The organism is Parvimonas sp. D9 (assembly GCF_035282565.1).
GTDB lineage: Bacteria > Bacillota > Clostridia > Tissierellales > Peptoniphilaceae > Parvimonas > Parvimonas micra.
Genome location: NZ_JAYKBM010000014.1, coordinates 1 through 12,383 on the forward strand (window position 1 = coordinate 1; position 12,383 = coordinate 12,383).

The window sequence follows — 12,383 nt, forward strand, 5'->3', positions numbered from 1 at the left end:
TACAATTCAACTTCTATTTTATTCACAGGTGCTGTGATTTTACTTCCATCTGTTCCTAACCACTCTTTTGTTATTTTGACATTTCTTGTCGGCGGTATCATCGGTGTCCATTTCGGTGTTTCTTTGTTTGTAATTACAAAACCTTTTGTTATATCATTTGAATCTTTTTGAACTATTTCAGTTTTATATCCAGGAATTGCTTTTTCTTCAATAGTATAGTTTATAAGAGTTCCATCATCTTTGTATTTATCAAGATTTTCGAAAGTATGTTTCCAATTATTAGTTTTAGATAATTCAACTTGCTCTTTTACTACTCCATCTGCTTTTAAAGTAACTTCAACTTTTTCTAAAGCCTTTCCTTTCCATACTTTTTCTATCGGTATTGAAATTCTTTCTTTCTTGTTTGTAATAGTTTTAAAAGCCACCTTATTTGTTCCAAAATCATCAGGTTTTATTTTTATTTCCTTATTATCCAGTTTATAGCCTTTAGGTGCTTGTATTTCTACTAAAGTATAATCATCTTTCAATAAATCCTTTATTTCTATTTCGCCTTGCTCATTCGTTACATACTCACCTACAACCGCATTATTTCTATCTCTAGTTAATTTAAATTTTGCTCCTTTAAGAGATTCTCCTTTTTCTCCCTCTTTTTTTATCTTTATAGAATAAACATATCCCTCTGCTTTACCTCCTGCTGTGAAGTATCTATAGTCATTATGTGCATCTCTTTCTTGAATTTTTTCTCCTGTAAGTTTTACTTTGTTTTTAAATACTTCTCCGTCAATAGGAGTATATCCGATTTTTACTTTATAATATACTGTAATCCCTTCTGTAGCGCTTAAATCTCCAAAATTTAATTTAAAACTCTTTCCATTAGGATTCCAATTAACTGTTACACTATTTGTAATATCAATTTCATTTTTAAGTTCATAATCTCCTTTATCACCTGACCATTGCCAATTGCCTTTAACTACTTTAAGTTTATCCTTTAGATATTCAACTTTCTCTCCGTCAAGAGTATCTTCAAGCCATCCATTCTTTATCTCTTGACCTTTTCTATTTATAAATACAGCGTAAGAAATTACATTTCCATCAGTTGAAGATTTCCAAGATGCTTTTTGTAAATAATCTCCATTCGGTTTCCCTTGTCCATCCCAATCAATGGAACCTCCACTTATATGCTTATTTCCTATTTTAAAATTTAAATCAATTTTTTTCTTTTCTTTAAATTTTACATGATCAATTCTGGAATAGAAAAATAGACTTCCTTTTACTCCTGAATGAGTTTCAGGATAATTAGTATAAGTTAGAGTAACTGTTTTTTGATTTGTATCTACTTTTGCTTTAGCAACTATATTCCCTTGAGAATCTTTTACATCAAATTCTGCAGGAGTACTTACAAAAACTAATTCATCAGGTAATTTTATAGTAGTTGTATCATCTTTTTTTACCTCATGATCCGGAAGCTCAAAATCCATATCAACCTTAACTGTCTGCCATTGTATCACAGTCCCTAGCGGTCCTCCACTTTCGCTTTTCACAGTAATTTTTTTTATCACATCGTCGTGAGTCTTTACAGGTCTCATTTGAACATTTTTTGCTTCTTTCAACAAATTAAATTCTTTTTCTTTAGAATTTTTTTCATTTGATTTCTGTTTTGTCTCCTTTTCAAGTTTATTAGAATCCTTCTCCTCTTTTGATTTTATACCTTTTTGCCCATTAGGTAAAATTTTATTCTCTTTATTGCCAACATTATTTACACTTGTTTTTTCATTTGAAGTTTTATCGCTTGTAGTTTGTTCCATTGCTACTGCCGGAACAATACTGGATATTGTAATAAATATTGCTAACAATAAAGTAATAATCTTTTTCTTCATTATTACTCTCCTCTCATAATTTTTGAACAAAAAATAAACTTTATGTAAGATTGTTAATAAATTAAAACAATTTCTAATGTAATAATTGTTAAAAGTATATTTTTTATAATTAATAACTGATTTCATAAAGTTAACTCCGATAGATTATACCATAATTGAAATAAGTTGTCTACTTTTTGTTTAACATATAAAAATAAGTTAATATAAATTACATACATAAAAATATTACTCTGTCTAATTTTATTGTTTTAATTAAAATTCTTAAAATAAATTTTTTCTAATATCTATTATTTTAAAACAACAACTTTACTATTTTTTTATGCTTTACATCATACACAACTGATTTTAAACAAAAAAAGTTTAGTAACTAAAACTGAAAAAATCAGTATTAATCACTAAACTAAATTTATTTTTTAATTACTTTTATAAACTATAACCGGAGTATTTATCTCAACATTTTCGTAAATTTGTTTTACTTTATCCAGCGGTGTATTTATACAACCATAACTACCTGATGTTTTGTAGATGTTTCCGCCAAATTTTCCATTTCTCCAAGGTGCGTCGTGAATTCCTACGCCTGTCCAATTTATCGGCATCCAATAGTCAACATGTGCAACATAATTATATCCTAGTGGAGATAATCCTTTTAGATTTCTGTCTTTTTCTCTACTCCAAACTTTCATAACTCCAATCGGTGTTTCAACCTTTTTGCTTACATCTCCTGTAACTATATCTGTTTCTAAAACAAGTTTTCCTTCCTTGTAAAGCCACATATGTTGTCTAGTTAAATCAATTTCAATGTAAGTATTACCTATATCATCTTCTTTGTCATAATATAATCCTTTGTGTATGAATACAGGCTCAATAGATTCAGATTTAAAATTCAATAGCTTTTCAACTAAAAGATCTTTCGTCTTATTAACATCAATCTGCCAACCATATATTCCATCTTTACCCGGAACTGTAATTTCTCCTTTTCCGGTAGTTTTAAATTTTCTATCCATTCCAAAAGTGTCATATTTGATCGCAAGTCTTCTTACATAATCTCTCGCCTTTTGTTCATCCGGTTTTAGTTCTCCATCAACAAAGGTAAAAATATTTGCCAAAAGTTCACCGTCTAAAACTTCTTTATTTGAACCGATATTAATTTCATATTTTAATTTTGAAATTTTTTCATATTTTGAAAGAGCATCTTGTAGTGATTTATCATCTTTTTTTAACTTCGGTTGTTCTGAAATTTTACTCATATCAATGCTTTCTTTTCTTTCAGACAACGCAATCAAAATAGCCTCTTTTAATTTTTCTTTAGTTGTGTAAGTTCCCATGATTTCACTTTGTATGGCATACTTACCGTCCTTATATACAATCTTAGCATCTTCAGGATGTTTTAAGCCCTTTAAAATTAAAGTATTTTTTAAAAACTCTTCAAACTTATCATTATCATAACTTACATTCACTTCTAATTTAAAATCACGACTTGTGAAAAATGCTAATGGCCAAGCGAATTGATTTTGTAAAATTTTTTTGTCAGCTAAATATTCTTCCTTGTAATTTATCTTTTCAGGTTTAAAAAAATCACTCTTTCCGTCAGAACGATTTAATTTAATGGAAACATCTGTCCAATCTTTGTTAAAAACATCATCTATCATTACATAACTTACATCATTCCCATTTACTTTAGTATTAGGTAGAGCTATAAAGGAAAATATAATGACTCCTAACAAATAAATCGATATAAATAGTGCTCCGAAAAATATGCTTATCTTTTTTATTAATTTTTTTCTTGATGTTTTTTTGTTATCTTCTATCAAAAAATACACCTCCATTTTTGTGAAAATATATTATTATATACCATGAATTTAAGTATTATAATCATTCTATTTAATTATATTAATATATCAAAAGAATATTAAACTAACATTATCATCTAATTTTATCATATTTAATTTTAAAAGTAAAATAATTAAAAAACTTGTATTTCTTTAGTTAAAAGTTTATAATATATTTAGTAAGGAGGAAAATAAATGCTTAATATTTTTTTAATTTCCGACTCTACGGGAGAAACAGCGGAACAACTTGCACGTGCCGCTCTTGCTCAGTTTAACAACATTGAGTATTCTCTTGAAAGATTTTCTCATATAAGAGAATTTTCGGATCTTTCTGAGATACTAAACAAATGTAAAGAAACTGAGAATTCTATTTTATTTTATTCTTTGGTTGACGCTCCACTTTTGGATTATGTTAAAAAGTTTTCAGAATTACATTCTATAACAAATGTAGATTTACTTTCTGCGTCCATTTTAGCTATTCAAAGAGTGAGTAATATTACTCCTGGAAATACACCAGGTGCTCTTAGAAAACTGAACGAAGAATATTTTAAAAGAATTGACTCTATTGAATTTGCAGTTCGTTATGACGATGGAAAAGATCCAAGAGGAGTTTTGATTGCAGATCTTGTAATAATTGGAATTTCTCGTACATCAAAAACGCCTCTGTCAATGTATCTTGCAAATAAAAATATTAGAGTTGCAAATATTCCTCTGGTACCAGAAACACCTGTACCTGAAGAATTATTTCAAGTTTCGCCTAAAAAAATTATAGGCCTAACTAACACACCCGAAAAGTTGGAAAGCATAAGAAAGGAAAGACTGAAATCTTTAGGTCTCCCTGATAATAGTATTTATTCAAATTCAAATAGAATACTTGAAGAACTTGAATATTCTAGCCGAATAATGAAAAAAATAGGCTGTCCTGTAATAGATGTATCAGCAAAAGCTATCGAAGAAACAGCTGACATTATCTTAAAACATCTATTAAAAATTAATAAGTAATTGGAGGAAAAAAATGAGCAAATTTGTTTACAATTTTGATGAAGGCAATAAAGATATGAGAGCTTTATTGGGCGGTAAAGGTGCCAACCTTGCCGAAATGACTAACATTGGACTAAATGTTCCTTTTGGTTTTACTATTACTACAGAAGCTTGTAATAATTTTTACAAAAATGATGAAAAAATTTCTGAAAGTCTAATTGAAGAAATTAAAACTCATATTAAAGACTGTGAAAACAAGCTACAAAAAAGTTTTTCAAGTACAGAAAATCCTCTATTATTTTCTGTAAGAAGTGGTGCCGTTATATCAATGCCTGGTATGATGGATACTATTCTTAACTTAGGTCTTAATGATAAATCAGTTATCGGTCTTGCAAACTCTACAAATAATGAAAGATTTGCATTTGACAGCTACAGAAGATTTATACAAATGTTCAGTGATGTTGCTATGGAAATTCCAAAAATTTACTTTGAAAATGAACTTGACAGAATCAAGGAAGAAAAAAATGTAAAAATGGATACTGAATTAACTGCTGAAGATTTAAAAATTTTAGTTGAAAAATTTAAGAAAATTTTTAAACAAGAAACAGGGAAAGAATTTCCACAAGACCCAATCGAACAATTAATCATAGCTATTAAAGCAGTTTTCAAATCTTGGATGAATCCTAGAGCTATCGTTTATAGAAAATTAAATGGTATTGACGATTCACTTGGAACTGCTGTAAATGTTCAAGCTATGGTTTTCGGTAATATGGGTAACACAAGTGGTACTGGTGTAGCTTTCTCTCGTAATCCAAGTACAGGAGAAAATAAATTATTCGGAGAATTTTTAATGAATGCACAAGGTGAAGACGTTGTTGCAGGTATTAGAACTCCTGAATCAATTGAAAAGCTAAAAGAAATTATGCCAGAAGTTTATGATGAATTCTTAAGAATTGCAAAAACTTTAGAAAAACATTACAAAGATATGCAAGACTTGGAATTTACAATTGAAAAAGGTAAATTATACTTATTACAAACAAGAAACGGAAAAAGAACTACAGATGCTGCAATCAATGTAGCAGTAGATTTAGTTAATGAAGGATTGATTTCTAAAGAAGAAGCTATTTTAAGAGTTGAACCAAAGAGTTTAGACCAACTTCTTCACCCTATATTCAATGCTGAAATGGTGAAAAACACACCTATATTAGCAAGAGGACTAGCCGCTTCTCCTGGAGCTGCAAGTGGTAAAGTTTATTTCCACTCAAAAGATATAGTTGATGCAGTTAAAGCAGGAGAAAAAGTAATCTTAGTTCGTCAAGAAACTTCTCCTGAAGACATCGAAGGAATGGTTGAAGCTGAAGGTATCTTGACTGCAAGAGGTGGTATGACTTCTCATGCTGCAGTAGTTGCAAGAGGTATGGGTAAATGTTGTATCGCTGGAGCAAGTGAAATCAAGGTTGATGAAATCGAAAGAGTTATAAAAACTCAAAACGAAGTTATCAAAGAAGGAGATGTAATTTCTCTTGATGGAACAACAGGAATTATTTACAAAGGTGCAATTGAAAAATTAAATCCACAATTAACTGGAAACTTTAAAATCTTTATGGATTGGGTAAATGAAATTAAAGTTTTAGGAGTTAGAGCAAACGCAGATAACCCTAGAGATGCAAAACAAGCTGTTGAATTTGGAGCTGAAGGAATTGGACTTTGTAGAACTGAACATATGTTCTTTGACAAAGATAGAATCCCTGTTGTAAGACAAATGATTCTTTCAGAAAATACTGAACAAAGAGTTGAAGCATTAGAAAAAATTAGACCAATGCAAGAAAAAGATTTCTATGATATCTACTCTGTATTAAAAGAAAAATCAGTAACAATCAGATTGCTTGATCCGCCTCTACATGAATTCTTACCTTATGAAGACGAAGATATTAAAAACTTAGCAAAGGAAATGAATATCGACGAAGCTCATCTAAGAGATGTAATTACAGATTTGGAAGAAGTAAATCCAATGCTTGGACACAGAGGTTGTAGACTAGCAGTTACTTATCCTGAAATATATAGAATGCAAGCAAAAGCTATAATAAATGCTGCAATAAAAGCACAAAAAGATTTGAATATCTCAATTACTCCTGAAATAATGATTCCATTAGTTGGAGAACTTGAAGAATTAAAATATGTAAAAAGAGAAATCGTTGAAGAAATCGAAATGACTCTAAAAGAATTGAACGAAAACATTAAGTACAAAATTGGAACAATGATTGAAATTCCTAGAGCTGCCCTACTTGCTGATGAAATCGCAACAGAAGCTGAATTCTTTAGTTATGGTACAAATGACTTAACACAAATGACATTCGGTTTTTCAAGAGATGATGCTGGAAAATTCTTAAACGAATATGAAAATAAAAAAATATTCGACTTTAATCCATTTGCAAAATTGGATCAAAAAGGCGTTGGTAAATTAGTAAAAATGTCTTTCAAACTTGGAAGAGAAACTAACCCTCATCTTCATGTAGGAATTTGTGGTGAACACGGTGGCGATCCTGATACAATTGAATTTTTAAATTCTGTAGGAATCGACTATGTATCATGTTCTCCTTTCAGAGTGCCAATCGCAAGACTTGCAGCAGCACAAGCAAAAATAAAACAAAGTAAATAAAATTTAACTAAAAGAAATATAAAACAAAATGGATAGCAAAATGCTATCCATTTTAATTTATATATACAGCAAATATGACCCCTAAGACTTTCCGTCTTCAACATATTTCACATAAAGTGCTAAAATAGCACAAAAGAGAAATCCAAAAAAACTAAATAAAACTATATATTTATTTTCATAAGTTAAAGCTCTCTCTAAAATTTTAGAACTTAACATAATATCCCCAGCGAAAGAAATTACAATAAGTTTATTTTTAAACTTGAAAATATATAGAATAATTTTTAGTATAAAAACACTAATAAATACTAGGTAAAAATACATCAAACTTCTGCAATCAATATATTCAAATAAAAACAAATATAAAGGTATGTAAATAACAATAATTAATAATATTCCTAAAAACTTTTTTATAATATTATTTTTACTTTTATCTAACTTCATTTTGTATTCCTCACTCTATCCAATTTGTAGTCTGCTCAAAATTTGTAAAAAATCTTCTTTTTATTTTTTCTTTTTAGTTTTAGGGAAAGGCAATTCATCATACATTGTTTCAAATAAGCCTTTTAGATACATTTTATCTTCCACATCATCAACCAAAAGCATTTCTTTTGCTCCTTCGTAAGGCAATTGAAATTGTACGTCAGAAACATAGTCAATAGCTTTCTTTGTAGCTTTTACTAAAAATCTGTCATCATATATTCCACCCATAACTTTTTCTTTATAATAGATAATATATTCTCCCATCATCGCCCTATATTTTATATCTTCAAGTTCAGATAACTGTTCTAAAATATATTCTAAATATTCTTTACTTGATTCCATAATAACCTCCTAAAAAATGCTTTTTACTACTTAAATACTAACATTATCTACTGAAAAAATCAAATCTTTTATTTAGTAAATTCAAAAAAGTCGGTTTACCCCGACTTTTATGCTAATTTTGAATATTCTATTGCTATTTTACTTGCAAGTTTTGCATTATTGAATACTAATCTGATGTTAGCTTCTAAGCTCTTTCCTTGTGTAAGTTTTTGAACTTTATCAAGTAGGAAAGGTGTTGTATCTTTTCCTTTTATTCCATTTTCGTCTGCTTCTTTTAAAGCATCTAAAATTGTCTTATCAATTAACTGTCTATCCATTGAATATTCTTCTGGAATAGGATTTGCAATAACAACTCCACCATTTAGCTCTAAATCCCATTTAGCTTTTAAAACTCTTGCAATTTCATATTCTGAATTTATTTTACTAACTTTAAAATCACTTTCTCTTGTATAAGATGCAGGTAATATATTAGTTTGGTATCCATAAACAGGAACTCCCTTTGTTTCTAAATATTCTAAAGTAAGCCCCATATCTAAAATTGATTTACAACCTGCACAAACAACTGCAACATTCGTATTTCCTAATTCTTTAACTATTTCGTCTCTAAACTCAATTATTTCTTTAACTTTCCAAGTAGTATCTATATGTAGCAAAGGAAATAGAGGCTCATCTGGAAAAAACTTTTAAAACTAAATGCAATAACACTGAACTATCTTTCCCAATACTGTATAACATTATTGGATTTTCACATTCTGAAGCAGCCTCTCTTAAAATATATAGCTTCAGATTATAATTTATCTAAATTCGATAAAACGTCCATACATCCTCCCTATAATGAATTTAAATATTATCTAGTTCAAAAAAATTTTTTATTTGATTATTATAATTAATATTTTTATTAAACCTATTAACTAATATAGCACTCATTCCAACTGATTTTGCACCAAAAATATCTTCTTTAATATTATCTCCAAACATAACAGATTCCTTAGGTAAAGCACCTAAATCATGCATTGCAAAATTAAATATAGCTTTTGAAGGTTTTGCAGCTCCAACTTCTTCACTAATATAAATATGATCTATATAATTTAGTAACCCTGTGACTTTTAATTTACTCATTTGACCATCAGTAGGACCATTTGTAATAATTGCTATTTTCTTTTTAGCTTTTTTAATTTTTTTCATAAAAGGAATAACATCATTAAATATTTTAATTTTAATATTCCCTTCTTCCATAAATATTAAATTAAATTCTTTAGCTTTTTCATCTACATTATTTACTCCAAAAAAATTTAAAATATCAGAATATCTTCTTGTTCGATATTCTAATTTATTAAGTTTTCCTTCAAGAAAAGAGTTCATTAATTTAACTTCATTTGAAATGTATTTCTCCTTAAAAAGATGAATATCAATTCCATAATTCATTAATTGTCTATTGATTCTAATATTAGCTTTTTCCTTTGCTGATTTATAATTACATAACGTATCATCTAAATCAAAAAAATAGTATTGATAATCATTCATACAACACTCCTTTATCAATTAATAATATAAAATACTTGTATTATTTTAATATTTACCAATTTTATACTTAATATTTTTTATAGCTTTTATTAATTCATCTAATTGTTCTTCTTCAAAAATACTAGGTACCATTTTTGTGATTGACTTGGTACTTTGTAAATTTTTTTCTTATCAATTTCCCACTTACTACCTTCATCTAATATTTTTATCATTTTACACAACTTTTTACTATAATAAACCTATATATATCTTTATTTTCACCTAGATAAACAATATCAATATCTTTTGGTATATTATTAATTATATTAGATATCCACACACTATCATTAACATTGTCCTTTATTAAAATAATATCATCAACAACATTTAAAATATGCTTTTGCACTTTAATTATATCATACTAAAAAACCTTTTTCAAAATAGCAATTTTTAAAATATAAATTCAAAAAAGTCGGGGCTTTCCCGACTTTTATGCTAATTTTGAATATTCTATTGCTATTTTACTTGCAAGTTTTGCGTTATTGAATACTAATCTGATGTTAGCTTCAAGGCTCTTTCCTTGTGTAAGTTTTTGAACTTTATCAAGTAGGAAAGGTGTTGTGTCTTTTCCCTTTATTCCATTTTCGTCCGCTTCTTTTAAAGCATCTAAAATTGTCTTGTCAATTACGTTTCTATCCATTGAGTATTCTTCAGGAATAGGATTTGCAATTACAACTCCACCATTAAGCTCTAAATCCCATTTAGCTTTTAAAACTTTTGCAATTTCTTCTTCTGAATTTATTTTACTAACTTTAAAATCACTTTCTCTTGTGTAAAATGCTGGTAATATATTAGTTTGGTATCCATAAACAGGAACTCCCTTTGTTTCTAAATATTCTAAAGTAAGTCCCATATCTAAAATTGATTTACAACCTGCACAAACAACTGCAACATTTGTATTTCCTAATTCTTCAAGATCTGCTGAAATATCCATAGTAGTTTCTGCTCCTCTATGAACTCCACCGATTCCCCCTGTTGCAAAAATTTTAATTCCTGCCATTTCTGCACAAATCATTGTTGCAGCAACAGTTGTTGCTCCATTTAATTTATTAGCAACAACATAGGCTAAGTCTCTTCTTGAAGTTTTTGTTACACTAAGTCCGGCTTTTCCGATTACTTCAATTTCTTCTTTTGTTAAACCAACTTTAATTTCTCCATTTATAATAGCTATTGTAGCTGGAATTGCTCCGTTTTCTCTAACAACTTTTTCAACTTCAAGGGCTGTTTCAACATTTTTAGGATAAGGCATTCCATGTGATATTATTGTTGATTCTAAAGCTACAACAGGTTTATTTTCCTTAATTGCATTTTTTACTTCTTCACTAACTGTTAAATATTTTTCTAATTTCATAACTTCCTCCAAAATTTAAAAGATTTTTTTCACTTATATCTTTACTAACTGTATCCATAGATTGTGCTGTTATAAAACCCGCGATATTTCCAAGTTTTGCACATTCTAAAATATCTTTTTCATTAACAACTCCAAAGATTATTCCACTCATAGCTGCATCGCCACAGCCTGAAGTATTTTCAATCTTTGGTTTTTCAGTTATCTTTACAATTCCATTCTCATTTTTATCAGCATATAAAATTCCCTTTTCGCCCATCGAAATAAAAATTTTTTGAACGCCTTTTTCTAAAAATACATTCACAATTTTTTCTAAATCACTTTCATTTTCATAAGGAATGTCAGTTAATTCTTCTGCTTCATAAATATTAGGCTTTAAAAGATAGATGTATTTCAATAATTTCTTTATTTTTAAAGCTTTTTTTCTTGAAACACAATCTACAATTATCTTTGAATTAGGGCAATTTTTACAGATGTATTCAAGAACATCTTCCCTTAAATTCGTATCCATAACTATATATTTATAACTCTTAATTAAATCAATCAGTTTAGAGATAAATTCAATATTGATTTCATCCAAAACTTCCATTGAAGAAATGGCGGTAAATAAATCATTATTTTCATCTAAAATAGAAATATAATTTGACATCCCTCTATTTGTTAAAAATTTACTGTTTGAAAAATCCAGTCCGATTTTTTTCAAATAATCTTTGATTTCTTTTGAATAGACATCATCACCAAATACAGAAATAAATTTATTTTCTATTCCCATTTTTAGTAAATTTTCAGCAATGTTTTTTGCAACCCCGCCAAAAGAATATTCTAATGTTCCCGGATTTGAGTCTTTCATATTAATTTTTTCAAAACTTTTTGCAATAAAATCAATATTACATCCACCAATAACACAAACCTCTTTTGATAAATTCGAGTTAATGACATAAGCTCTTCCGACCAAATATCCTTTTTTAATCAAATTTGAAATATGAACTGCAACAGACGATCTCTTTATATTAAGTAAATCAGCTAGTTCATTTTGAGAAATATAAGGATTTTCTTTTATTATTTCTAAAAGTTCTTGCTCTCTTTTTGTCATAATACCTCCTTAAACAACAGTTTACAATATTATATCAAATGTTTATATAAAAATCAATATTTTTAAATAAAAAAAAATTCTATATGTATCTTCGATACATTTACTTTTGCTAAAGCAAAAGTATGAGATCTCTGCAGTCGATTGTATCCAAATCAAGATTTGGACAATCTTTGCGTCAGACCTACTATAGATTATTTACAAGTAAATAATC

Annotated in this window: 10 protein-coding genes and 1 pseudogene; 2 read left to right on the forward strand and 9 right to left on the reverse strand. The window is 28.3% G+C overall.

The annotated features are described in order from the left end of the window. The coding region (locus VJI94_RS07685; protein ID WP_324008918.1) for an Ig-like domain-containing protein at window positions 1-1,877 on the reverse strand (1,877 nt) is incomplete at its 3' end. Between the two features lie 413 nt (window positions 1,878-2,290). Further along, window positions 2,291-3,697, reverse strand: a complete 1,407-nt coding sequence (locus VJI94_RS07690) for a L,D-transpeptidase family protein (RefSeq protein WP_269721122.1) — start codon at window positions 3,695-3,697, stop codon at window positions 2,291-2,293. Window positions 3,698-3,901: 204 nt separating this feature from the next. Between VJI94_RS07690 and VJI94_RS07695 the strand changes: the two genes are divergently transcribed. Both VJI94_RS07695 and ppdK read left to right on the forward strand, forming a co-directional pair. Next, window positions 3,902-4,708, forward strand: coding sequence for a pyruvate, water dikinase regulatory protein (locus VJI94_RS07695; protein WP_004832351.1), 807 nt, complete (start codon window positions 3,902-3,904; stop codon window positions 4,706-4,708). A 13-nt stretch (window positions 4,709-4,721) separates the two neighbouring features. Continuing rightward, window positions 4,722-7,346, forward strand: coding sequence for a pyruvate, phosphate dikinase (gene ppdK / locus VJI94_RS07700; RefSeq protein WP_324008919.1), 2,625 nt, complete (start codon window positions 4,722-4,724; stop codon window positions 7,344-7,346). 81 nt (window positions 7,347-7,427) lie between these two features. Here the strand turns inward: ppdK and VJI94_RS07705 are convergent, their stop codons facing one another. From VJI94_RS07705 to VJI94_RS07735, 7 genes and pseudogenes are all read right to left on the reverse strand, one after another. Next, entirely contained in the window at window positions 7,428-7,787 is a 360-nt protein-coding gene (locus tag VJI94_RS07705) for a hypothetical protein (protein WP_248110677.1), read from the reverse strand. Between the two features lie 60 nt (window positions 7,788-7,847). After that, complete coding sequence (locus VJI94_RS07710; protein ID WP_324008920.1) at window positions 7,848-8,168, reverse strand: TfoX/Sxy family protein; 321 nt, start codon at window positions 8,166-8,168, stop codon at window positions 7,848-7,850. Between the two features lie 107 nt (window positions 8,169-8,275). After that, a pseudogene (locus VJI94_RS07715) lies at window positions 8,276-8,988 on the reverse strand (pseudouridine-5'-phosphate glycosidase). A gap of 20 nt (window positions 8,989-9,008) precedes the next feature. Beyond that, on the reverse strand, window positions 9,009-9,692 hold the full coding sequence (locus tag VJI94_RS07720; RefSeq protein ID WP_324008922.1) for an HAD family hydrolase: 684 nt from the start codon (window positions 9,690-9,692) through the stop codon (window positions 9,009-9,011). Window positions 9,693-9,900: 208 nt separating this feature from the next. Next, complete coding sequence (locus VJI94_RS07725) at window positions 9,901-10,077, reverse strand: hypothetical protein (protein ID WP_269752461.1); 177 nt, start codon at window positions 10,075-10,077, stop codon at window positions 9,901-9,903. 84 nt (window positions 10,078-10,161) lie between these two features. Continuing rightward, window positions 10,162-11,082 (reverse strand): pseudouridine-5'-phosphate glycosidase, encoded by a 921-nt coding sequence (locus VJI94_RS07730; RefSeq protein WP_324008923.1) that lies wholly within the window; start codon window positions 11,080-11,082, stop codon window positions 10,162-10,164. Further along, entirely contained in the window at window positions 11,054-12,172 is a 1,119-nt protein-coding gene (locus VJI94_RS07735) for a carbohydrate kinase (RefSeq protein ID WP_324008924.1), read from the reverse strand. The genes VJI94_RS07730 and VJI94_RS07735 overlap by 29 nt, the downstream gene beginning before the upstream one ends. Between the last annotated feature and the right edge of the window lie 211 nt (window positions 12,173-12,383).

Bases quoted from the DNA above. Each gene is read 5' to 3' on its own strand.
- VJI94_RS07695 (WP_004832351.1), top strand. From the start codon at position 3,902: ATGCTTAATATTTTTTTAATTTCCGACTCTACGGGAGAAACAGCGGAA.
- ppdK (WP_324008919.1), top strand. From the start codon at position 4,722: ATGAGCAAATTTGTTTACAATTTTGATGAAGGCAATAAAGATATGAGA.
- VJI94_RS07705 (WP_248110677.1), bottom strand. From the start codon at position 7,787: ATGAAGTTAGATAAAAGTAAAAATAATATTATAAAAAAGTTTTTAGGA.
- VJI94_RS07710 (WP_324008920.1), bottom strand. From the start codon at position 8,168: ATGGAATCAAGTAAAGAATATTTAGAATATATTTTAGAACAGTTATCT.
- VJI94_RS07720 (WP_324008922.1), bottom strand. From the start codon at position 9,692: ATGAATGATTATCAATACTATTTTTTTGATTTAGATGATACGTTATGT.
- VJI94_RS07730 (WP_324008923.1), bottom strand. From the start codon at position 11,082: ATGAAATTAGAAAAATATTTAACAGTTAGTGAAGAAGTAAAAAATGCA.
- VJI94_RS07735 (WP_324008924.1), bottom strand. From the start codon at position 12,172: ATGACAAAAAGAGAGCAAGAACTTTTAGAAATAATAAAAGAAAATCCT.